20 protein-coding genes are annotated in these 22,940 nt (G+C 69.0%); 11 read left to right on the plus strand and 9 right to left on the minus strand.

Features of this window, described 5'->3' with window-relative positions:
- Nucleotides 1–60: 60 nt before the first annotated feature.
- From ACFXN1_RS25575 to ACFXN1_RS25590, 4 genes are all read right to left on the minus strand, one after another.
- Nucleotides 61–1,350, minus strand: a complete 1,290-nt coding sequence (locus ACFXN1_RS25575; protein WP_379438773.1) for an ArsB/NhaD family transporter — start codon at nucleotides 1,348–1,350, stop codon at nucleotides 61–63.
- A gap of 19 nt (nucleotides 1,351–1,369) precedes the next feature.
- The gene (locus tag ACFXN1_RS25580; RefSeq protein ID WP_379438771.1) at nucleotides 1,370–1,813 is read right to left on the minus strand and encodes a CBS domain-containing protein; all 444 of its coding nucleotides are present in this window, start codon (nucleotides 1,811–1,813) and stop codon (nucleotides 1,370–1,372) included.
- Between the two features lie 177 nt (nucleotides 1,814–1,990).
- Complete coding sequence (locus tag ACFXN1_RS25585; RefSeq protein WP_379438770.1) at nucleotides 1,991–2,701, minus strand: metallophosphoesterase; 711 nt, start codon at nucleotides 2,699–2,701, stop codon at nucleotides 1,991–1,993.
- A 109-nt stretch (nucleotides 2,702–2,810) separates the two neighbouring features.
- Nucleotides 2,811–3,251, minus strand: a complete 441-nt coding sequence (locus tag ACFXN1_RS25590; protein ID WP_354837756.1) for a carboxymuconolactone decarboxylase family protein — start codon at nucleotides 3,249–3,251, stop codon at nucleotides 2,811–2,813.
- 230 nt (nucleotides 3,252–3,481) lie between these two features.
- On the opposite strand from ACFXN1_RS25590, the gene ACFXN1_RS25595 reads away from it, so the two are divergent.
- Nucleotides 3,482–3,661, plus strand: coding sequence for a hypothetical protein (locus ACFXN1_RS25595; protein ID WP_379401108.1), 180 nt, complete (start codon nucleotides 3,482–3,484; stop codon nucleotides 3,659–3,661).
- A 105-nt stretch (nucleotides 3,662–3,766) separates the two neighbouring features.
- Here the strand turns inward: ACFXN1_RS25595 and ACFXN1_RS25600 are convergent, their stop codons facing one another.
- Nucleotides 3,767–4,891, minus strand: a complete 1,125-nt coding sequence (locus ACFXN1_RS25600) for an acyl-CoA dehydrogenase family protein (protein ID WP_379438768.1) — start codon at nucleotides 4,889–4,891, stop codon at nucleotides 3,767–3,769.
- 2 nt (nucleotides 4,892–4,893) lie between these two features.
- Nucleotides 4,894–6,126, minus strand: coding sequence for an acyl-CoA dehydrogenase family protein (locus ACFXN1_RS25605; protein WP_379438767.1), 1,233 nt, complete (start codon nucleotides 6,124–6,126; stop codon nucleotides 4,894–4,896).
- Nucleotides 6,127–6,298: 172 nt separating this feature from the next.
- On the opposite strand from ACFXN1_RS25605, the gene ACFXN1_RS25610 reads away from it, so the two are divergent.
- Together ACFXN1_RS25610 and ACFXN1_RS25615 are read left to right on the plus strand one after the other, a co-directional pair.
- Entirely contained in the window at nucleotides 6,299–6,727 is a 429-nt protein-coding gene (locus tag ACFXN1_RS25610) for a DUF1707 domain-containing protein (RefSeq protein ID WP_379438765.1), read from the plus strand.
- 186 nt (nucleotides 6,728–6,913) lie between these two features.
- On the plus strand, nucleotides 6,914–7,348 hold the full coding sequence (locus ACFXN1_RS25615; RefSeq protein WP_379438764.1) for an Rpn family recombination-promoting nuclease/putative transposase: 435 nt from the start codon (nucleotides 6,914–6,916) through the stop codon (nucleotides 7,346–7,348).
- A gap of 303 nt (nucleotides 7,349–7,651) precedes the next feature.
- Here ACFXN1_RS25615 and ACFXN1_RS25620 read toward each other — a convergent pair whose 3' ends face one another.
- A complete protein-coding gene (locus ACFXN1_RS25620) occupies nucleotides 7,652–8,590 on the minus strand; it encodes a MerR family transcriptional regulator (protein WP_379438763.1) in 939 nt (312 codons plus the stop codon).
- A 94-nt stretch (nucleotides 8,591–8,684) separates the two neighbouring features.
- On the opposite strand from ACFXN1_RS25620, the gene smc reads away from it, so the two are divergent.
- Together smc and ACFXN1_RS25630 are read left to right on the plus strand one after the other, a co-directional pair.
- Nucleotides 8,685–12,296, plus strand: coding sequence for a chromosome segregation protein SMC (smc, locus tag ACFXN1_RS25625; protein ID WP_379438761.1), 3,612 nt, complete (start codon nucleotides 8,685–8,687; stop codon nucleotides 12,294–12,296).
- 104 nt (nucleotides 12,297–12,400) lie between these two features.
- On the plus strand, nucleotides 12,401–13,057 hold the full coding sequence (locus ACFXN1_RS25630; protein ID WP_379438760.1) for an HAD family acid phosphatase: 657 nt from the start codon (nucleotides 12,401–12,403) through the stop codon (nucleotides 13,055–13,057).
- A 57-nt stretch (nucleotides 13,058–13,114) separates the two neighbouring features.
- Here ACFXN1_RS25630 and ACFXN1_RS25635 read toward each other — a convergent pair whose 3' ends face one another.
- Nucleotides 13,115–14,035, minus strand: a complete 921-nt coding sequence (locus ACFXN1_RS25635) for an NmrA family NAD(P)-binding protein (RefSeq protein WP_379438758.1) — start codon at nucleotides 14,033–14,035, stop codon at nucleotides 13,115–13,117.
- 103 nt (nucleotides 14,036–14,138) lie between these two features.
- Between ACFXN1_RS25635 and ACFXN1_RS25640 the strand changes: the two genes are divergently transcribed.
- Nucleotides 14,139–14,975 (plus strand): TetR/AcrR family transcriptional regulator, encoded by an 837-nt coding sequence (locus tag ACFXN1_RS25640; RefSeq protein ID WP_379438757.1) that lies wholly within the window; start codon nucleotides 14,139–14,141, stop codon nucleotides 14,973–14,975.
- A gap of 174 nt (nucleotides 14,976–15,149) precedes the next feature.
- Nucleotides 15,150–16,055, plus strand: a complete 906-nt coding sequence (locus ACFXN1_RS25645; protein ID WP_379438755.1) for a hypothetical protein — start codon at nucleotides 15,150–15,152, stop codon at nucleotides 16,053–16,055.
- A gap of 18 nt (nucleotides 16,056–16,073) precedes the next feature.
- Here ACFXN1_RS25645 and ACFXN1_RS25650 read toward each other — a convergent pair whose 3' ends face one another.
- Entirely contained in the window at nucleotides 16,074–16,463 is a 390-nt protein-coding gene (locus tag ACFXN1_RS25650) for a DUF2237 domain-containing protein (protein WP_326357779.1), read from the minus strand.
- Nucleotides 16,464–16,701: 238 nt separating this feature from the next.
- Here ACFXN1_RS25650 and ftsY point away from each other — a divergent pair, with 238 nt between their 5' ends.
- The 4 genes from ftsY (at nucleotide 16,702) to ACFXN1_RS25670 (ending at nucleotide 22,887) form a co-directional block, all read left to right on the plus strand.
- A complete protein-coding gene (gene ftsY / locus ACFXN1_RS25655) occupies nucleotides 16,702–18,396 on the plus strand; it encodes a signal recognition particle-docking protein FtsY (protein ID WP_379438754.1) in 1,695 nt (564 codons plus the stop codon).
- A 197-nt stretch (nucleotides 18,397–18,593) separates the two neighbouring features.
- Entirely contained in the window at nucleotides 18,594–19,979 is a 1,386-nt protein-coding gene (locus ACFXN1_RS25660; protein ID WP_379401122.1) for an ammonium transporter, read from the plus strand.
- A gap of 5 nt (nucleotides 19,980–19,984) precedes the next feature.
- On the plus strand, nucleotides 19,985–20,323 hold the full coding sequence (locus ACFXN1_RS25665) for a P-II family nitrogen regulator (protein WP_040859831.1): 339 nt from the start codon (nucleotides 19,985–19,987) through the stop codon (nucleotides 20,321–20,323).
- 116 nt (nucleotides 20,324–20,439) lie between these two features.
- Nucleotides 20,440–22,887, plus strand: a complete 2,448-nt coding sequence (locus ACFXN1_RS25670; RefSeq protein ID WP_379438752.1) for a [protein-PII] uridylyltransferase — start codon at nucleotides 20,440–20,442, stop codon at nucleotides 22,885–22,887.
- The last annotated feature ends 53 nt before the right edge of the window (nucleotides 22,888–22,940 follow it).

The following is a 22,940-nucleotide window of genomic DNA, read 5'->3' on the forward strand; positions in this document are numbered from 1 at the left end:
GGTCGCGGAAATTACCAATCGCCACACAGAAGAGGTCCGTGTTGTGCCGATTGTCGCTGGTCAGGCGAATGCGAAATAGCGCAGCCACAGATATGGCGCGGCCACCGCAATCGTGACCGCAGTCACCGGAATGCCCTTCCGGGTGAATTCCCAGAACGAGATCGGATGGTCCGAGCGCCGCGCAATGCCGAGCATCACCACATTCGCGCTGGCCCCGACTGCTGTGAGATTGCCACCGAAATCCGCGCCCAGTGTCAGCGCCCACCACAGGGCGTTCGCCTGGGCCGGGTGATCGACGTGCTCCACCAGCTGGGCCACCAGTGGACTCATGGTCGCCACGTACGGGATGTTGTCGATGACACCCGAGAGCACCGCCGAGACCACGAGTATCAGCATGGTTGCCACGAGCGCGTCACCGCCGGTGAGTTCGGTCGCGGATTTCGCAATCCGGGCGATCACACCGGTTTTCACCAGCGCCCCGATCATCACGAACAGGCCGGCGAAGAACAGCAGCGTTTCCCATTCCACCGCGGACAGGTAATCCTGTTGCGGCAGACCGGAAATCAGCACCAGCGCGCCCGCGCCGAGCAATGCCACCAGCGACGGTTCGAGGTGGAAGATCGGGTGGCCGAAGAATCCCGCGAATACGGCGGCGAGCACAATTCCGCACTTGATCAGCAGCTTCGGATCGCTGATCGCCTCGCGCTCGTTCAGCTGCATGATGTCGGCGGCGCGTTCGGGATCGACGTCGAACGAGCCCTTGAACAGGCGCGGCAGCAGCAGGGTGAACACGGCCAGCGTGATCAGCACGATCGGCGTCAGATTCAGGAAGAAATCGTTGAACGACAGCCCCGCCCGGCTGCCGATGATGATGTTGGGCGGGTCGCCGATGAGGGTCGCGGCGCCGCCGATATTGGAGGCCAGCACCTCGGCGATGAGGAACGGCGCCGGCGGCACCTCGAGGCGCTCGCACACCAGCAGGGTGACCGGGGCGATGAGCAGCACGGTGGTGACATTGTCCAGGAAGCCGGACGCGGTGGCGGTGATGAGCACCAGCAGGATCATCACCCGCAGCGCGGATCCCTTGGCGCGCTTGGCCGCCCAGATGGCGACGTACTCGAAGATGCCGGTCTGCCGCAGTACCCCGACGATGATCATCATGCCGAGCAGCAGGTAGATGACGTTCCAGTCGATGCCGGTCTCGTGCGAGTAGAAGACGTCGTCGGAGTCGAGGATGCCGATACCGATGACCACGCCCCCGCCGACCAGCGCCGCAATGGTCTTGTGCACCCGCTCCGAGGCGATGAGCACATACGCGACGACGAAAACGGCGATGGCGGCCGCGGTCACGACAGCCGCCCCGGCGGGCTCAGTTCGCCAGCGCCACCTCGAGCAGCCGCGAGGACGTGATCACGCCGAGCAGCGTCTTGCCGTCCTGCACCGCCACCAGCGGCGACTTGTACTTCGCCATCAGCGCGGCCACCTCCACGATATTGTCGTCGGCCTTCGCCGCCGGAATCTTGGTGAGCCGCTCCGGAATCACATCCCGAACCTTCTTGCCCCGCAACCGCTTCACCACCTGCCCGCACATGGACTCGTTCAGCACCCCCGCCAGCGACGGATCGTCCTGCACGTATTTCGGCACGATGAACAGCGCCACCTGCGACGCCGGCAGCACCGAATGCGGCGCCCCCTTGGCATCGGTCACCAGGATCCCGGGTAGTCGATGCTCGGCCAGCAACTTCGCCGCGTCGATCGCGTCGGAGTCCAGATCGATCACGGGATAGTCCTCGGCCATCTGAGCGGCATGCATATGTGCAGGATACGACGAATAGCCGGGCATTCACGGCAGCAGAATACGTCAAGATCGAAAACGGATGCCGCATCGAAACTCCCAGGTCGGACCGTGCGACCCGAGGTTTCGGACCGGCCGACCAGACTTCCCGGCACACCGTGTGTAGAGATTTCGTCAACGGTACCGCGAACGGGTTTACCTGTCGCCCGGGTGGCTGAGCTCGTACACCCGGCAGGCTGCGCGGATGACCGGATAGGAGACGTTGCGCACCTCGACGCCGCCGGCGGTGCGGCCGAATTCGGTGCCGCCGTGGGCGTGGCCATGGATGGCGAGGACGGCGCCGGACGCGTCCACCGCCTCGGCGAGATCGTGGCAGCCCAGGCCCGGGTAGATCTTCGGGGGCTCGCCGGCGAGGGTGTCGACGACGGGGGAGAAGTGCATGAGGGCGATGCGGAGATCGGTGTCGAGGGATTCCAGGGCGGCGCGCAGGCGGGTGGCGTCGGCGGGGCCGCGGCGGAAGCGGGCGCGGTGTTCGACACTGCCCTCGGCGGGATTGCCCGGGTGGCCGGGAAATCCGCCGCTGCCGCCCATCACCCCGGCGATGCCCAGACGAATCCCATTGACGGGCAGGGTGATCGCGGTGCCGTCGAGCATGTGGACGCCGACCTCGCTGAGCCGCACCGAGATCCGGAAGCCGAGCCGGCGGTCGTGATCGTGATTGCCCAGGACGGCGACGACCGGGACCGGCAGCTCCTCGATCTCGGCGCACAGCGCGTCGGTGTCGCGCAGGGTGCCGCCATTGGTCAGATCACCGGCCAGCAGCAGCACATCCGCGCGTTCACCCAGTTCCAGCAGGGCGGGCCGGAATCGGCCGCGCATGCTCTCGCGCATGTGCAGATCGCCCACTGCCGCGATCCGGACGCGTCCGGAATCGCTCTCACCACGGCCCATACCGTCAGCCAGCCACAGAACCTTCCTGGCTGTCAACGCTATTCGGGTTGTGGCCGGTGCGGGCCTACTCGCCCAGGGGCTCCAGCCGCAGCGGGACGCCGATCCGGTTCCACAGGTTGATCTGCGCGGTCACCGCGACCAGACCTGCCCGCTGGCCCTCGTCGAAGTGCTTCTCCACGCCCGCCCAGATCTCGTCGCTCACCCCGTGCGGGCCGAGTTGCGTTGCGGCCTCGGCGTATTCCAGCGCGGCCTGCTCGGCCGGGGTGAAGAGCTCGGACTCCCGCCAGGCGTTGAGGTGCCAGAGCCGCCGCTCGGTCTCGCCCTCCTTGCGGGCCTCGGTGGAGTGCATGTCGATGCAGAACAGACAACCGTTGACCTGCGAGACCCGGATCTTGACCAGTTCCCGCACGGTGGCGTCGAGGGGGCCGCGACGGATCGCGGTCTCGGCGGCGATCCAGGCCTTGTAGACCTCGGGGGCCGCCTGCTGCATGTTCAATCGCGACATGGTGTCGTCCTTTCGTCCGGTTCGTTTCCACACCAAGGACGAGGCAGGGCCCGCGGACGTGACGGGTGGACCGCTGTGGCCTCGATCACACCAGCATGGCGCTGGTCGCGGCCGCAGTTGCCGGTGGGTTCCCGGACCGCGTCCCAGCTGGACCGGTCGGCTCGTTCGGTCCGGAGGGTGGCGTTTGCCGTAATTGTGCGAAATGCGGCGCGGCGGACAATAATCCGCACGTGGGAACAGTTCTGCTGATCGCGCTGGGTCTGCTGTGCTTCGTCACCGGACCCGCGTTGGCGCTGGTTATCGTGCTCGCCGTGCGAGGGTCGGCGCGGGGCGCCGCCGCCGCGCCCCGGTCCGGACGCCGTGATGCCGGACGGATACCCGTCGGCGTCGACCAGGGCCATCGCCGGTAGCCACGGGATCGCCTGCGCGACGGCCGGGTTCCGGTGGATCCCCCAGGCGATCCACCGGAACCCGGCCGGACACCGGATCACCCCTGAACCGGTGTGCGGGAACCGCTACGGCCGCGTCAGTGCGGCATAGCGGGCGATGTGCTGGTCGGTGGTGCCGAATTCGTACTGCACAGCGGTCAGGCGCTTGAAGAAGTGGCCGATGGCCAGCTCCTCGGTCATGCCCATGGCGCCGTGCAATTGCACCGACTCCTGGCCGATGCGCCGGGCGGCGCGGCCGATGGTGGCCTTGGCGGCCGAGGCGGCGCGGGCCCGCTCGGGTGCGGGGGCATCCAGCTTCAGCGTCACCAGATACGTTGCGGCCACGGCCTGTTCGAGCTCCAGCAGCATGTCCACCATGCGGTGCTGCAGCGCCTGGAAGCTCGCGATCGGGACGCCGAACTGCTGGCGCTGCTTGGTGTAGGCGACGGTGTCGGCGACGACCTTGCGCATGGCTCCGACCGCCTCGGCGCACACCGCCGCGATGGCCTCGTCCAGGGTGGCGGCAATGGCCTCGCCCGCGTCTGCGAGCAGCAGGGCGTCGGCGGGCACGCGCAGGGCCTCGAAGGTCAGGTCCGCGGCCTGGCGCTCGTCGATGGTGCGGTACTGGCGCGCGGTGAGCCCGGCGGGGGGACGGGCGGCGTCGAAATCGACCGCGAACAGCGCGATGCCGCCGTCCAGTCGCGCGGTCACCAGCAGGTGGGTGGCCAGCGGTGCGGCGGTCACCACCGTCTTCTCTCCGGTCAGCACCCAGTCGTCACCGTCGCGGACCGCGGTCGCCGCGACAGCGGTGTAGTCGTAGCCGGATTGCGGTTCCAGCGCGGCGAATCCGGTGACCACCTCGCCGGCGGCGATGCCCGTCAGCAGATCCTCGGCCCGCTTGCCGTCGGCGCGCCGCAGCAGGCCGCCGCCGACCACCACGGTGTCCACGTACGGTTCCAGCACGAGTGCCGCGCCCAGCGCCTCGGCGATGATCATGGTCTCGACCGGGCCGCCCCCGATGCCGCCCACCGACTCCGGCAGGCTCGCCCCGAGAATCCCGACCTCCTCGGCCAGCCCGCGCCACACCTCCGGCTGCCAGCCGGCCCCGGTGCGCGCCGCCGCGCGGCTGGGCTCGAGCGGATAGCGCGCCGCGAGGAACTCGGTGACGGTGTCGCGGAGCAGTTCTTGTTCGGCGGTGAAGGAGAAGTCCATGGCTACAGTCCCAGGGTGGCTTTGGCGATGATGTTGCGCTGAATCTCGTTGCTGCCGGCATAGATCGAGCCGGCGCGGTCGTTGAAGTACCGCAGCGGGGCGACCGCCTGCCAGTCCGCGCCGGCGACGAAACCATCGGCGGGCGGGGTGAAATCGGCGATCGGGCCGCCCGGCATGGTGGCGTGCGGCTGATAGGCGCGACCGCGCGGACCGGCGGCCTCCAAAGCGAGCTCGGTAAGTGTCTGGCTCAGCTCGGTGCCGAGGATCTTGATGGTGGACGCGGCCGGGCCCGGGTCCTTGCCGCTGGAAACCAGTGCGAGAGTGCGGTATTCGAGGATCTCCAGCACGTCCGCGCGCAGGCGGGCATCGGCCAGCTTGGCGGCGAAGGCGGGGTCGTCGATGAGCGCCCCGCCGTTCGGGGCGACCTGCTCCGTGGCGGCCTGGGCGAGCTCCTCGGCCATGACCTGCAGGGCCGGGGCCGCCGCGCCGCCGCCGCGCTCGAAGTTGAGCAGGTACTTGGCGACGGTCCAGCCGTCGTCGATGGCGCCCAGCACGTTCGCCTGCGGCACCCGCACCTGGTCGAAGAACACCTGGTTCTGCACCTGCTCGCCGGAGGTCATGACCAGCGGGCGGATCTCGATGCCGGGGGTGCGCATGTCGATGAGCACGAAGGTGATGCCCTGCTGCTTCTTGGCCTGCCGGGAGGTGCGGACCAGGGCGAAGATCCAGTTGGCCTCGGTGGCGTGCGTGGTCCAGATCTTGGAGCCGGTGACGACCAGGTCCTCGCCGTCGGGCACCGCGGCCATGGTCAGCGAGGCCAGGTCCGAGCCCGCCTCGGGCTCCGAATAGCCCTGGCAGAAGAAGACGTCGCCGGTGAGGATGCGGGGCAGGAAGAAGTCCTTCTGCTCCGGGGTGCCGAAGGCCATGATGGCGTGCGCGACCATGCGAATTCCCATGGGGGACAGGTTCGGTGCGCCGGCCAGGGTGCATTCGCGGCCGAAGATGTAGTGCTGGGTCAGGCTCCAGTCGCAGCCGCCGTACTGCACCGGCCATGCCGGGGCGGCCCAGCCGCGCTCGTGCAGGATGGTCTGCCACTGCATGCTGGCCTCGTGGTCCGGGTAGACGCTGGTCGCCAACCGTCCCGCACGGCGAAGACCATCGGTTAACTTTTCGTCGAGGAAGCTGCGCACTTCATCACGAAATGCCAGATCGGCAGGCGACCAGTCGAGGTCCACGATGACTCCTTGTCCGAGAACTGGCACTAACCATCTCATCGCATCACCCCTGCTGGCAAATGTGCTGGCACCTGCCTTCACTTCAATGTCCTTGACATTCCATTGTGGAGGTTTATCCTGGATTCATATTCCACTGTGGAACATATGGAAGCGTCCGACCGAGAGGATCGACATGGACATCACCACCGGCACCCGCGCCTCCGACGCCGAGCGCGCCCAGATCGCCGACCTCCTCGGCCGCCACCTCTCCGACGGCCGCCTCGACCTGGCCGAATACAACGAGCGCCTCACCCGGGTCTACGCCACCGCCACCCGCGAAGACCTCCAACTGGTCCTCCAGGACCTCCCCAAACTGCCCAAGGCCGTTGCACCCCAGTCCATCTCCCGCACCCGCTTCCCCATCTGGCAGCAGATCGAAGGCAGCGCCTGGCTCGGCGTCAGCCTTCTCTGCCTCGGTATCTGGGCCGCAATCTCACTCACCACAGGCGAATTCACCTACCCCTGGCCCATCTGGGTCATCGGCCCCTGGGGCGCAGTCCTCGTCTTCCGTGTCGTCATGGGCTGGGAATCCGCTGCCCAGAACCGCCACCGCACTCGCTGACCCCGAGTACTCGTCAGGGCGTGGCATCGCCGCGTGTCAGATGGCGAGTCGCCATGAAACCGATTGCAGGGGAGTGGATGCGGCGTAGGTTGCCCGAATATGGCTGACCCGCCGAACAATCCGCACGACGCCTACTTCCGGCACGTCCTGGCCAAGCCCGCGAACGCTGCCGGAGAATTGTAGGCGGTGCTCCCGCCGGCCGTATCCGCGCGCGTGGACTGGGACGCCCTGGAACTGCAGCCCTGCAGCTTCGTCACCCCAGAGCTCCGCTCCCGCTTCAGTGATCTCCTGTTCCGCACCCGCCTGGCGGGCCACGACGCCTTCATCTATGTCCTGGTCGAACATCAAAGCCAACCCCACCCGCTGATGCCGTTCCGGATGCTGGAGTACATGGTCCGCATCTGGAACCACTACATAGACGACCACCCCAAGACCGACACCCTGCCAGTGGTGATCCCCATGGTCGTACACGCCGGCCCCAACGGACGCCGTTGGAACAAACCGACCGAGCTCGCTGACCTGATCAGCATCGACGCAGGCGCCCGCACCGCGCTCGGCGATTACCCGATCTCGGATCCGTCATCGGACAACTCGGACCCCAGGCCAGGGAGGTCATCATGACGACAGCAGACCGACTCCGCGCCGAAGGCCGCGCGGAAGGCGAGGCGAGGGGTGAAGCGAAAAGCGAAGCGAAATGGCGCGCGCAGGCTCTGATCGAGCAGCTGTCGGAGAAGTTCGGGACGCTTACCGCCGAGACTGTCGCCGCGGTCCGTTCCGCGACCCCGGAGCGGTTGCGCGCGTGGAATGCGCGGGTTCTGACAGCGGGCAGTCCCGACGAGGTGTTCGAGGATCAGTGTGCAGCACTTCCCATTTGGGATTTGCTGCACACTGATCGGCTTTCGGCACGGGCTCTCGGTGCCTCGACTACTGGGCGAGTCGGCTTCGCAGCGCGGTGGCGAACCAGCTGAAGGTTGGGGTCAGGTCGGGGAGTGGGGGCCAGGCGTTGATGGTGGCTACCAGGTGCCAATAGCATTCTACGCGTGGGTCGTTGGCGATTTCCAGGCGGTTCAGGATCCATTCTCGGAGATTGCGGTCGTCCGGCTTGGTGAAGGTTTCGGCGTAGCGGGCTGTGAGGGTGTCGAGGACGGGTGCTGCGGCGGGGCTTTCGGGGGCGATGCCATCGGTCAGGGCTCGGGCGACTTCGGTGCGGACGGCCTCGGTGAGGTCGTGGTGGAGGCCGGTGTCGTCGCCGGCGGCGCGTTCCTCGGCCTGGTAGTCCGCCATGCGGCGGACCGCGGCGCGAAATTCCTTGTCCTGCACCAGTTCCACCAGGTCCATCCAGGCGCCGACCTGGTCGGGGGTGGGGTCGTCGGGGAGTTCCGGCATGGTGGAACGGAGCAGTTCCAGGACGGCGGGGTTGCCGTCCACGGCGCCGAAGGTGTCGTCGACGAAGTCGTGAATGATTCGGGCGCGTTCGGCTTCCGACAATTGCACCAGTTTGTGCATGAATCCCATCTCCTTGTCATCCGATCCCCGGTTGGCCACCGCGCGGAGCACCGCGCGCCGGAGCCGCAGTACGCGGATCTGTACGTCCACAGCCTCGGCGTGCCCGGTCGCGACCTCGGTAAGGGAGGTTTCGCGGGACAGCACGCGCCGCACGGTCGCCAGGTCCATGCCCAGTTCGCGCAGGGTGCGTACCAGTTCCAGGCGCGCCACGGCCTCGATGTCGTACAGCCGGTAGCCGCCGGGGCTGTACATGGTCGCCGGAACGATCCCCTTATCGGAGTAGAACCGAATGGTCTTGACCGTCAGGCCGGTGCGTTCGGCCAGCGCCCCGATCGTGTAGAGCGTTTCGTCGTCCATGCGTCAACCTTGGTGCTTCCCCTTGGTGGAGACTCAAGTCCTCGTGTCCGGCATACTCGGGGCAATCCCGGCGGAGCGGGTAGTCTGAGCCGCTGTGCACCTGAAGAGTCTGACGCTGAAGGGGTTCAAGTCCTTCGCGTCCGCGACGACGTTGCGATTCGAACCGGGGATCACCTGCGTGGTCGGGCCCAACGGGTCGGGGAAATCCAACGTCGTCGACGCGCTCACCTGGGTGATGGGTGAGCAGGGCGCGAAAGCGCTGCGGGGCGGGAAGATGCAGGACGTCATCTTCGCCGGTACCACGGGCCGCGCCCCGCTCGGTCGTGCCGAAGTCACGCTGACCATCGACAACTCCGACGGCGTGCTGCCCATCGAGTACTCCGAAGTGTCCATTACCCGCCGCATGTTCCGGGACGGCGCGGGCGAGTACGAGATCAATGGAAACTCCTGCCGGCTCATGGATGTCCAGGAGCTGCTCAGCGACTCCGGCATCGGCCGGGAAATGCACGTCATCGTCGGGCAGGGCCAGCTGTCGGCGATTCTGGAATCGCGGCCGGAGGATCGGCGGGCCTTCATCGAGGAGGCCGCGGGCGTGCTCAAGCACCGGCGGCGCAAGGAGAAGGCGGTCCGCAAGCTGGACGCCATGCAGGCCAACCTGGCCCGCCTCACCGACCTCACCACCGAATTGCGCAGGCAGTTGAAGCCGCTGGGCCGGCAGGCCGAGGTGGCCCGCCGCGCCGCGACCGTCCAGTCCGAGCTCCGCGACGCCCGCTTGCGCCTGGCCGCCGACGATCTGGTGAGCCGCCGCCGCGAACTGGAGAGTCAGCAGAGCAAGGAAGCCTACGCCCGCGAGCAGCAGGTCAACATGCAGGCCGAGCTGGACGCCGCCAATGCCGCCCTGGCCCAGCAGGAATTCGAGCTCTCCAAGCTCACCCCCAGCGCCGAGGCCGCCGCCCAGACCTGGTTCCAGCTGTCCGCCCTGACCGAACGCGTCAATGCCACTATTCGCATTGCCCGCGATCGCGCCCGCAACCTCACCATCGAGCAACCCGCCGGCGCCGGCCGCGACCCGGAACAGCTGGAGCGCGAGGCGGATCGGGTCGAAGCCGAAGAGGCCGAACTACGCGAAGCGGTCGAAATGGCCACCGAAACCTTGGAAGCCGCCCGCGAGCAACTGCACGAACGCGAGCAGGCCGCCAAGGCCGCCGAACAGGCCCACCTGGCCGCCGTCCGTGCCATCGCCGACCGCCGCGAGGGCCTGGCCCGCCTGTCCGGCCAGGTCGATACCCTGCGCATCCGCGCCCAGTCCGTGGACGGCGAGATCGCACGCATGTCCACCGGCATCGCCGAGGCCCGCCGCCGCGGCGAGGACGCGAACGCCGAATTCGACGCCGTCCAGGGCGAATTGAGCGAACTCGACGCGGGTGAGGAGGGCCTCGACACCTCCTACGAGCACGCCGCCCAGGCGCTCGCCCTGGCCGACCAGCGCGTCACCGAACTGCGCGAGAAGGACCGCGAGGCCGGTAAACGCGTCGCCTCGCTGACCGCCCGCATCGAGGCCCTCACCATGGGTCTGCGCCGCAAGGACGGTGTGGCCTGGCTGCTCGAGCACCGCACCGACGGCCTGCTCGGCCCGCTGTCCGGGCTGATCCGGGTGCACGGCGGTTTCGAGTCCGCGGTCGCCGCCGCACTGGGTCCGCTCGCCGATGCCGTCGCCGCCGACACCGGGCCCTCGGCCCACGCCGCCGTGCGCGCTCTCAAGGAATCCGACGGCGGCCGCGCCGCCATCGTCTACGCCGACGCCACCGATCACCCGGTGGCACCGGCGGATTCGCGACTACCGGCCGCCGCGCGCTGGCTCACCGAGGTGGTGGACTGCCCCGCCGACCTGCGCGGCGCCATCGCCGCCCTCACCGCCGGCATCGCCGTCACCGACGATCTCGCCACCGCCGCCCGGGTCCTCGCCGAGCGCCCGGAACTGCGCGTGGTCACCCGCGACGGCGACCTCACCGGCAGCGGCTGGCTGCTCGGCGGCTCCGACCGCGCCCCCAGCCAGCTCGAGGTGCAGGCCGACATCGATTCCGCCAAGGACGAATTGGCCTCCTGGCAGCGCACGGCCGAGGAACTCGAGGCCGCGCTCGCGGGCGCGCTCGCCGAGCAGTCCGACCGCAAGGAGGCGGTCGACCACGCCCTGCTCGCCCTGCACGAATCCGATCAGGCCCTGGTCGCCATCTACGACCGCCTGGGCCGCCTCGGCCACGCCGCCCGCACCGCCCAGCGCGAATGCGACCGCCTGCTGGCCCAGCGCGACGATGCCGAAACCGGCCGCGAGGACACGCTTTCCAAGCTGGCCGACCTCGAGGACCGGCTGCGCCACGCCGAACTCGAACAGGCCGAAATGGATCCGGAGGCCGCCGGCACCGAGACCGCGGGGTACGCCCGCGAGGAGGCTGCCGTCGCCCTCGCCGAGGCCCGCTCGATGGAGGTCGAGGCCCGTCTGGCCGTCCGCACGGCCGAGGAACGTGCGGAATCGGTACGCGGCAAAGCGGATTCGCTGCGCCGCGCGGCCCGCGCCGAACGCGAGACCCGCGCCCGCGCCGAACGCGCCCAGGCCGCCCGCCGCCAGGCCGGCGCAGTCGCCGCCGTGGTCGCCGAGTCCGCGGAACGGGTGGCCGCCGAACTCGAGCAGGTGGTCGGCCAGGCCGCCACCCGCCGCGACGAATTGGTGCGCCGCCGTAGCGAATTCGCGGCCCAGGCGGAGCAGACCAAGGAACGCTCCCGCGCCCTCACCACCCAGCTCACCCAGCTCACCGACGCCGTGCACCGCGACGAGGTGGCCCGCGCCCAGGCCGCGCTGCGCATCGAACAGGTCGAGACCACCATCTCCGAGCAGTTCGGCATCAGCCTCGACGACCTGATCGCCGAATACGGCCCGGACGTCCCCATGCCGCCCACCGCGCTGGAGCTGATGGAGTACGAGCAGGCCCGCGACCGCGGCGAAGCCGTCAGCGCACCCCAGCCCATGCCCTACGACCGCGCCACCCAGGAGCGCCGCGCCAAGCGCGCCGAGAAGGACCTCACCACCCTCGGCAAGGTGAATCCCCTGGCGCTGGAGGAATTCGCGGCCCTCGAGGAGCGCTACACCTTCCTCAATACCCAGCTCGAGGACGTCAAGAAGGCCCGCCAGGATCTGCTCGACGTGGTCGCCGAGGTGGACGAGCGCATCCTGCAGGTCTTCACCGAGGCCTACGAGGACGTCGAACGCGAATTCACCGGGGTCTTCGGCCGCCTGTTCCCCGGCGGTGAGGGGCGGTTGCTGCTCACCGATCCCAGCGACATGCTCACCACCGGCGTCGAGGTCGAGGCCCGCCCGCCGGGCAAGAAGGTCAAGCGACTGTCGCTGCTCTCCGGTGGCGAGAAATCCCTTGCGGCAGTGGCTTTCCTGGTGTCGATCTTCCGGGCCCGGCCCTCCCCGTTCTATGTCATGGACGAGGTCGAGGCGGCGCTGGACGACACCAACCTGCGCCGGCTCATCGGCCTGTTCGAGCAGCTGCGCGAGAAGAGCCAGCTCATCGTCATCACCCACCAGAAGCCGACCATGGAGATCGCCGACGCGCTCTACGGCGTCAGCATGCGCGGTGACGGCATCACACAGGTGATCTCGCAGCGCATGCGCGGGGAGAATCTGGTCGGCGCGACACCGTGACCCGGTGACGACCGTGGTGCAGCCGTCCCGGTGAGCGGGATTGCGGTGCGGCGCAAAGTGAAACGCCTGCGGGTCGCACGGGCGAGGCATTAGCGTCCGGCCCCATGAGACGCTCCATCGCAGTACTGGCCGCCGGCATCGCCGTCGGCCTGGTCGCCCCGCTCCCGGTCGCCCTGGCCGACTCCGGATCCTCCGCACTCGGATCCGGATCGGCCTCCGGCTCGGGCACCGGTTCCCTGTCCGGTTCCGGCGGCAGCAACAGCAACCTGCCGCCCTACAGCCAGTGGATCGGCGACATCACCCCGATCGCCGCTGACGCGCAGACCTACCTCACCACCGCGCTGCCCGGAACCGCCAAGCCCGCCATAGTCTTCGACGTCGACAACACCGTGCTCGAGACGACCTACCATCCGGGCCCGATCACTCCGGCCATCCAGCCGATCCTGAAGCTGGCGCAGTGGGCGAAAAGCCAAGGCGCGTCCATCATCTTCGTGACCGGCCGGCCCGCGCTCATGAACTTCTACACCCAGGTCAACCTGACCACCGTCGGCTACCCGGTGGACGGGCTCTACGGCGGCGGCCTCACCACCGGCTCCAGCGGCGCGGGCGCCCTCGCCGACTACAAGACCGCCACCCGCGCCTCCATCGAGGCCCAGGGTTACACCATCGTCGCCAATATCGGCAACAGCGCCTCCGACCTGTCCGGCGGCCATGCACTGAAAACCTTCAAGCTGCCCGACTACAACGGCGCCCTGCCGTGACCTACCGAGTCCCGTGACCGCGGGAGAGGAGGCTCCGGTCCGCCTCGCCCGCGGTTCTCACCCGTCCAGCAGCGACTTCAGCCGCGCCGCACCCGTTTCGGCGAGCCACATGTCGAAAGTCCGCAAACCGGGGTGGATTTCGCGCAGCGCGGGAATGTCGGCGTGCCAGCCCTGGCCCTGCCGCGACAAGCGCCAGACCGCCCCGACCTCGGGCCCCATGGCATCGGCCTCGGCCTCGGTGCCCTCCAGGTACCGCACCGCATGCCCGGTGGCGGCCGTGATGGCCGCGGCCGCGGCGGGCATGGTCGGATCGTCACCCGCCAATTCCAGGACCTGGCCGTGGAATCGGGCCGGATCCGCGAAGGCCAGGTGCGCGAACACGGCGATATCGTCGAGGGCGATGGACTGCACCGGCCGGTCCGCCGGGAACAGATGCTTGTGCACGCCATCGTTGATGCCGTCCACCGGGAAGCCCTGCATGAAGTAGTTCTCCATGAAGCGGGCCGGGCGCAGGATCGTCCAGTGCAGACCACTGGACTGCAACGCCTCCTCCACTCGCCGCTTGCCCTGCGCACCCCACTTGCCGTCCTCGGTGTAGGAGGCGACGGTGGTGAACACGATGAACTCCACCCAGGCGGCGCGCGCCGCCGCGATGAACCGCGTGCCGCGCTCGACCTCCAGTTCGGTGTCCCAGCCGTTCGGGCCGAAGGTCGCGGGCGGTACCAGGAAGGCCGCGCCCACGCCGGACAGTGCCGGGGCAAGGGACTCGGGAGCGTCGAAGTCCCCGATGGCCAGTTGCGCACCCGCGGCCGCGAGTTCCTGTGCCGCAGGCGATTCCGGATCACGCACCAGCACCCGCACCGCCCGGCCGGAAGCGAGCAGCCGGCGCGCGGTGGCCCCGCCCTGCTTGCCGGTCGCCCCGGTCACCAGCACCAGATCATTGCGAGAAGGCTCGGTCGGATCATTTCGAGAAGACATCGTCAGCCGTTCGTTCGGTAGTATTCGGGTCGGTCGACCCGAATATGGACGCTAGAACCGCCCGTTTCCGTTGACCACCACCGGAAAGGACCCGCGTAACGAAATGTCCGCGCCCAGCCTGTCCCACGTAGAGCCCACCCTGTCCGACATGGAGCGCACCCTGTCCCGCGTAGAGCCGACCCCGCTCCGCGACAAGCCCGCCCCGAACACCCGGTCCGATGCGCGCCGCAATCGCGCGCTGGTGCTGGCCGCGGCACAGCGGGCCCTCGCCGAGGCCGGCGTCGCGGTGTCGCTGGCCGAGGTGGCCCGCCGCGCGGGCGTCGGCGCGGGCACCGTCTACCGGCATTTCCCCACCAAAACCGCACTGCTGGAAGCGGTCATGCAGCAGCGCATCGACCGCCTCACCGCTCTCGCGCACCGCCTGCGGGATGCGCCCGACCCGGGTCGGGCCTTCTTCGTCTTCTGTACCGAGGTCATCGTCTCGTCCCATCGCAACCAGGCCGTCTGCGACCTGGCCGCCAATGACGGCTGGCCCCGCGAACTGGTGCAGGACGCGGGCGCCCGCTTCCACACCGCCCTCGACGATCTGCTGGTCGCCGCGCAGCGCGCCGGCGCGGTCCGCCCGGACCTCGCGCTCTCCGACGTGCTGGCCCTGTTCACGGGATGTGTTGCCATCCAACGCCTCAGCCCGGGTCGCGAACTGTCCCGCCCCGCCGCCCTGGTCCTGGATTCCATGCGCGCCCGGGCCGCATCCGGCACCGTAACGAAACTCCGGAACCCGCCCGCGCCCCGTGATGAAACCAGGGCGCGTGACGAAATACCCCACTGCCCGATCTGCGCCACCCCGATTCACCCGACCGGCACCGGCCGCCCGGCCCGCTACTGCTCCGCCGCCTGCCGTCAGAAGGCCCATCGCCGTCGCCACGCCACCCCCGCATGAGCCCCTGATCGGCCCCGCCCTGAAAGCCGTTGGGGCACTTCGTGACCTGGGTGTGTCCGAACGGATGCGAAGGTGTGACGAGACGGGTGTGGAGGCGAAAAATACTGGTAGAAGGCCATATTTGGCGTCTTGGTATGGACCCGCAACAGGGCGGTGGGGAAGTACGCTCCCTGCGTGGTTTGGGTGTCGGCCGCGACGTTCGGTGTCGCATGGTGGCTCGGTTTGTATCTACTGGCGCGGGATCCGCGAAAGCCGTTGTTACGCAGGGCTGCCATCGGGCTGCTGGCATTCGCCGCGGCCGTGGTGGCGGATCGGCTGGCCGGCGGCAACTCCTGGTTCGACGGTCCGCGGATCGTGCTGGTGTGCGCGCCGGTGCTGGCCTTCAGCGGAGTCTTCGTGCGGCTGCTGCCCCTCGGCGCCGTCGAGCGCGTGGACCGCTGGTGGCGGGTCGGGCTGCTGCCACTGTCAGCCCTGCTGGCCATGCCCGCCGTGGGCGGCTTCCTGCCCGCCGGGTACCTGCTCGGCGCGCTCACCCTGCTGGCGCTGCTCGGCACCATGCTCGGGATGCTGGGACAGCACGCCGAATGGTCCGAGGATTCGCGGCGGTCGGCGGCCGGGCTGCTCACCATCGGCGCGCTGCTGCTCGGGCTCAGCGCGGCCCTGATCCTGTTGGGGCTCAACGTCCTGCCGCGCACTGCCATGCTGTCGGTGATCGCGGCCGACCTGGTGGTGCTGGGCCTGGGCATCGCCGTGGTGGACGCCTACGACGAGGGCGAGGCGCTGCGCGCCGACATGACCCACTCGCTGGTGCTCTCGGCGGCCACCGCGGCCGTGTTCGGCGGTCAGGCCGCGCTCGCCCTCACCCTGGCCGGTGAGCGCCCCGCCCTGATCGCCCTGTTCTTCGGCGCCGTCGCGGGCTCCATCACCCTGCAGGTCCTCCACGGCCCCCTGCACGCCGGCGCCGACCGTGTGGCCTTCGCCTCGGACCCGCAGCTGTGCGCGGCTCGCGTCGAATTGCGCAGCGCCACAGAGGCATTGCTGCGCAGGGGTAGCGACAACGAGCTGCACACCGGCGGATGAGCCGACTGCGGCAGGGTCTCAGAGCAGGTCGCTGACGTCGTCGGGGACGTCGACGGCGTACTTGCGCAGGGTTTCCATGGGCACCACCTCGAGGGCGTTCTCGTGGGTGGCTGCCAGCACCACCGGCGCGGCCACCCCGTCCTCGTGGGCGTGCAGCCAGCGCACGGCCACCACGCACCACCTGTCGCCCGGTTGCAGGCCCGGGAAGTTGTTCTCGGGCCGCGGAGTGACGAGGTCGTTGCCGATCGACTTCTGGTGCTCCAGGAATTCCGCCGTCACCACGGTGCAGACGGTGTGGCTGCCCAAATCCTCGGGACCGGTGCTGCAGCATCCGTCCCGGTAGAAGCCGGTGAGAGGATCGGTGCCACACTCCTCCAGCGGTCCCCCAAGCACATTTCGATCGGTCACGTCGCCGATCCTATTGTCTCGGTGTCGCATTCGCCGCTCCTTCCGCACTGTGGCACGATCTCGAGCAGACCGGTTGGTAGTTGCTGGGATTTCCAAGCCCCTCCCCGGCGTGTCTCCGCATCGGACGGCCTCGCTGTGTGATAGACGACACTGCCCTGCGTGATAGACGACACTGCCCTGCGACGCGTCGGTAGGTATGTGAATCCGGCAATACAGGTGCCTCTGAAAGGATGGGGGCGTGACGACTGCTGAACTGTGGATTCTCATCGCCGCGATCGCGGCGGTGCTGCTCGTGGCGCTGGTTGCCGGCTACGCCCTGAACAAGCGCCGCCGGATCTCGCTGACCCCGGAGGTCACCGAGACCAAGGAGGTGACCGACCGGTCGGGCGGATATCAAGCCTCGACCGGATTCAACTTCAGCCAGGGCAGCGGCACCGCGGAGCGCGAGCAGGCGCCCGCCGCCAAACCCAAGCCGCAACCGCTGCCGCTCCCGCCCGAGCGCACCGACGACGAGGGCCAGCCACACGTCGGCGACGACGCCGCCGTCCCGCGCGACGCCGCCAAGCGCAGCATCACCAATGTCCGCCTCCCCGAACCGGTCCAGGGCCCCGAGCCCGCTCCGGCCACCGAGCCCGTCACGCCCACCGAGCCCGTCGCCACCGAATCCGCCCCGGCCACCGAATCCGCCCCAGCCGCCGAGGCCGGCGAGGCCGCCGACGCGGGTGACGCGGCCGCGCAGTCGACCGAGAACGCCGAGGACAACGCCCGAGCTGCGGCGGTCGAGGCCGCCGAGCAGGCCGGTGAGACCGCGGCCGGCACCGCCGCCGGGGATGTCGTCGAGCACCCCGCCTCGGAAGAGGCCGCCGCCGAGGAGGCCGCCGAGGCTGCGGTCGCCGCCGCCGAGGTGGCCGCTGCCGCCGAGGCCGCCATCGCCGCGCACGCGGGTGCGCCCGCCGCCGCGCCCGAAACCGCGCCCCCCGCCGAGGCTGCCGCCCCGGCCATCGCCGAGATCGAGCCCACCGCGGGCCGGTTGACCCGGTTGCGCGGTCGCCTGTCCCGCTCCCAGAACGCCGTCGGCAAGTCGCTGCTCGGCCTGCTGGGCGGTGGCGATCTGGACGAGGACTCGTGGGAGGAGATCGAGGACACCCTGGTCATGGCCGACCTGGGTACCGCCAGCACCGCCGCCATCGTGGAGCGGCTGCGTCAGGAGATGGCCGCCCGCAGCATCCGCACCGCCGCCGACGCGCGCGGCCTGCTGCGCGAGGTGCTCGTCGACGCGCTACGACCCGAGCTGGATCGCTCCATCCGTGCCCTACCGCACGCCGATCACCCGTCGATCCTGCTGGTCGTGGGCGTGAACGGCACCGGAAAGACCACCACCACCGGCAAATTGGCGCGTGTGCTGGTGGCCGACGGCCGCCGGGTGCTGCTGGGCGCGGCCGACACCTTCCGCGCCGCGGCCGCCGATCAGCTGCAGACCTGGGGTGAGCGCGTGGGCGCGGAGACCGTGCGCGGCAAGGAGGGCGCGGATCCCGCGGCCGTGGCCTTCGACGCGGTGTCGGCCGGTATCGATCGCGGCGTGGACGTGGTGCTCATCGACACCGCCGGTCGCCTGCACACCAAGACCGGCCTGATGGACGAGCTGGGCAAGGTCAAGCGCGTGGTGGAGAAGAAGGCCGCGGTGGACGAGGTCATCCTGGTGCTCGACTCCACGGTCGGCCAGAACGGCCTGATGCAGGCGCGGGTCTTCGCCGACGTCGTGGACATCACCGGTGTCGCGCTGACCAAGCTGGACGGAACCGCCAAGGGCGGAATCGTCTTCCAGGTGCAGCATGAGCTGGGCGTTCCGGTCAAACTGGTCGGTTTGGGAGAGGGCGCCGACGACCTCGCACCCTTCGAACCGGGCGCCTTCGTCGACGCCCTGCTGGGTTAACCGCTACTGAACTGCATCGATACCGAAATCAACATCATCCTCACCCGGTCGTCCTAACAGCGGTGCGGTTTCGGAAACGTGACCGCAACAGTGCAAGCTCACCCGTTCACCTAGGCGAAACGCCGCAGGATCACGGCTGAAACACCGACTGGTGAATCTCATTGCAGGCTTATTCGCAGGTTGCTGCGGGGCCAGAGATGAGGAGGACAAAGGTGGCGTACCCCATCGTTGATTTGCCGAACACCGGCGACACAGCCTGGATGTTGGCGAGTTCGGCATTGGTGCTTTTGATGACCCCGGGGCTCGCGTTCTTCTACGGCGGCATGGTCCGTAGCAAGAACGTGCTCAACATGATCATGATGAGCATCAGTGCCATGGGCATCGTCGGCGTGCTATGGGCAATCTTCGGATTCTCGGCAGCGTTCGGCAACAACAAGTTCGGACTGATCGGCAACCCGAAGCAGTTCTTCGGCCTCAAGGGCCTGATCGGTCCCGACGCGGTCGCGGATTCCGATCCGACCAAGGTCGTCGGGATCCCGCTGGCCGGTAACACCCACATTCCGATGACCGTGTTCGTGGCGTTCCAGCTGATGTTCGCGATCATCACCGTCGCCCTGATCTCGGGCGCGGTGGCGGACCGTCTGAAGTTCGGCGCCTGGGCGCTGTTCGCCGCGGTCTGGGCCACGATCGTCTACTTCCCGGTCGCGCACTGGGTCTTCGACTTCAATGCCACCGACTCCGACGGCAATGTCATTCACGAGGGCGGCTGGATCGCCAACAAGCTGCACGTGATCGACTTCGCCGGTGGTACCGCGGTCCACATCAACGCCGGTGCCGCGGGCCTGGCCCTCTGCCTCGTCCTGGGTAAGCGCAAGGGCTGGCCGAAGACCCCGATGCGTCCGCACAACCTGCCCTTCGTCATGCTCGGCGCCGGTCTGCTGTGGTTCGGCTGGTTCGGATTCAACGCCGGTTCGGCGCTGTCCTCCAACGGCACCGCGGGTTCCACCTTCCTGACCACCACCTTCGCCACCTGCTCGGCCATGCTCGGCTGGCTGCTCGTGGAGAAGCTGCGTGACGGTCACGCCACCTCGCTGGGCGCCGCGTCCGGCATCGTCGCGGGTCTGGTCGCCATCACCCCGTCCTGCTCCTCGGTGAACGTCCTCGGCGCGCTGGCCATCGGCGCGGTCGCCGGTGTGGCCTGTGCCCTGGCCGTCGGCCTGAAGTTCAAGCTGGGCTTCGACGACTCGCTCGACGTGGTGGGCGTCCACCTGGTCGGCGGCATCATCGGCACCCTGATGGTCGGCCTGGTGGCCACCAAGGAGGCGCCGGCCGGTGTCGCGGGTCTGTTCTACGGCGGCGGCTTCAACCAGCTGTGGCGTCAGGCCGTGGGAGCCGGTGTGGTGCTTGCCTTCTCGTTCATCGTGACGCTGATCATCGCGTTCGCCATCAAGTTCACCATCGGTCTCCGCGCCAAGGAGGAAGAGGAGTTCGTCGGCATGGACGAGTCGGATCACGCTGAAACGGCATACGATTTCGCTGCTGTGGGTGGTGCGGCGCGCACCGCCGCCGTCAAGGAGGCATGACGAAAATGAAACTGATCACTGCGATCGTGAAGCCGTTCACCCTGGAGGACGTGAAGACCGGCCTGGAGCAGGCGGGCGTGCTCGGCATGACCGTCAGCGAGGTTCAGGGTTACGGTCGCCAGAAGGGCCACACCGAGGTCTACCGCGGTGCCGAGTACTCCGTCGACTTCGTCCCGAAGGTTCGGGTCGAGGTGGTCGTGGACGACGCCTCCGTCGACAAGGTCGTCGAGGTCATCGTCGAGGCCGCCCGCACCGGCAAGATCGGTGACGGCAAGGTCTGGGTGACCCCGGTCGACGCCATCGTCCGGGTGCGCACCGGCGAACGCGGTTCCGACGCTCTGTAGGCGGTAACCAGAACAGCGGAACCAGTGGCGGCCCCGGCCACCGTCGGTGTCGAACCGGCGGTGGCGGGGCCGCCCCCATGTGCGGCGAAGAACTGAATTCAGATGGGTGGTGGGTTGTGGGTTTCCAGCAGGAACGCGACGACAGAACCGAGGCCGAGCAGGTTTCCGGCGGAGCCTCGGACCTGGTCCGGGCCCGCAACCAACTGCTCGCGGAGCACAGCGCCAACGGCCGCGCGGCCCGTCTGGACCCCGAGGCGCTGCGGGAAGCGCTGGTGGATCTCTACGAGCTGTGGCTGACCACCAAGGGCCACGAGGTCGGCATCACCGCCGACAGCGGGCTCGCCCTCGTCGCCGTGGGCGGACTGGGCCGCCGGGAAATGCTGCCCTACTCCGACCTGGATCTGGTGCTGCTCTACGACGACGTCGATCCGCAGCGGGTCGCCGAGGTCGCCGATCAGCTCTGGTATCCGCTGTGGGACGCCCACATCAAGCTCGATCACAGCGTGCGCACCGTCCCGCAGGCGCTGCGCGTGGCCGCCGACGATCTCACCGCCGCCCTCGGCATGCTCGAGGCCCGGCACATCGTGGGCGACGACGGTCTGAGCAACCTGCTCATCAGCGGCGTGCGCCGGGACTGGCGCGCCGGAATTCGGTCCCGCTTCGACGCCCTGATCGAACAGGCCCAAACCCGCTGGCGCAGAAGCGGAGACGTCGCGCACCGCGCCGAGCCCGATATCAAGAACGGGCGCGGCGGGCTGCGGGACATCCAGCTGCTGGACGCGCTCGCCATCGCACAACTGACCGACGCCATGCCGGGGCTCGGTCCGGATGTGCCCGGTGGCGGGTTGCAGCAGGCGCATCGCCGCCTGCTGGATGTCCGCACCGAACTGCACCGGGTGGCGGGCCGGGCCCGCGACCAGTTGCGGGCCCAGGACGCCGACGAGATCGGGGCGGCCCTGCGCATCGGGGATCGCTTCGATCTGGCCCGCACGCTCAGTGATGCGGCCCGCACGGTGAGCTACTCCACCGACGTCGGGCTGCGGACCGCAGGGAACGCGCTGCCTCGGCGCGGGCTCGCGCGCTTGCGCCGCGCCCCGGTACGCCGACCACTCGATGAGGGGGTGGTCGAACACTCCGGGGAGGTGGTGCTCGCCCGCGATGCCCGGCCGCAGCGCGATCCCGGGCTGATCCTGCGGGTGGCCGCGGCCTCGGCGCAGACCGGGCTGCCGATGTCGGCGACCACGCTCAACCGGCTCGGCGAGGACGCGCCCGAGCTACGCGAGCCGTGGCCCAAGGAAGCCCTCAACGACCTGCTGGTCCTGCTGGGCACGGGCCGCGGCGCCGTCGACACCGTGGAGGCGCTGGACCGGACGGGCCTGTGGGGCAGGCTCTTTCCGGAATGGGGCGTGGTGCGCGACCTGCCGCCGCGCGATGCCATGCACACCTGGACCGTGGACCGTCACCTCATGGAGACCGTCGCCCAGGCCGGGGCGCTGTCCACCCGGGTCGCCCGCCCGGACCTGCTGCTGCTGGGCGCGCTGCTGCACGATATCGGCAAGGGCCGCACCGAGGATCACAGCGTGGTCGGTGCGGAGCTGGCCGTCTCTATCGGAAATCGCCTGGGGCTGTGGCCTTCCGACGTGCAGATGCTCGCGGGCGTGGTGCGCCACCACCTGCTGCTGCCCGACACGGCCACGCGGCGCGACATCACCGATTCCGACACCGTGAAGATGGTGATCGACGCGCTCGACGGTGACCCGCAGCTGCTGGAACTGCTGCACGCCCTGGCCGAGGCCGACGCGCTGGCCACCGGGCCCGGCGTGTGGAACGACTGGAAGGCCTCGCTCATCGGCGATCTCGTGCGCAACTGCCGCACGGCCATGGCGGGCTACGCCCTGCCCGAGCCGACCCCGATTCCCGACGAGCTGCGCGCCCGCGCGGAATCCGGTGGCGTGCACGTGGATCTGAAGCCGGGAGAGAGCCGCTACCAGCATGTGGTCACCGTGGTCGCGCCCGACAATCCGGGTCTGCTCTCCGACGCGGCGGGTGTGCTGGCCGTGCACTCGCTGCGGGTGCTGTCGGCCGAACTCGCCAGTGTGGGCGCCTCGGCCATCGATACCTTCGTCGTGGCACCGCGTTTCGGTGATCCGCCGGACCCGGGCCTGCTGCGCCAGGAACTGATCCGCGCCATCAACGGCGACCTGGATCTGGCCTCGGTGCTGGCCCGCAAGGAGCGCGATGCGGGCGGCGCCCAGCCGAGGCCGTTCGCGCAGGCGCGGCCGCGGGTGTTCTGGCACGAGACCGCCGATCCGGGCCGGGTGCTGCTGGAATTGCGTGCCGAGGATCGCATCGGATTGCTGAGCCGGTTGGCCGCGGCGCTGGCTGAGGCCGGGGTGAATGTCTGCTGGGCGAAGGTGGTGACCATGGGTTCGGCGGTCATCGACTCGTTCTGCCTGGATCTGGGCGCTTCCGACACGCCCGGGCGGCGGGCGGAGATCGAGGCGGCGATGCTGACGGTGGTGCCGCCGCAACAACCGAAGAAACCTCTCGAATCGGACAGCTGAATCGGATCTCCCGGCGGTTTCCCCATTGTTCGCCAGGATCCGGGATTAGCGGG

Origin of the sequence: Nocardia sp. NPDC059154 (genome assembly GCF_042755705.1) — a bacterium.
Classification (GTDB): Bacteria; Actinomycetota; Actinomycetes; order Mycobacteriales; family Mycobacteriaceae; genus Nocardia.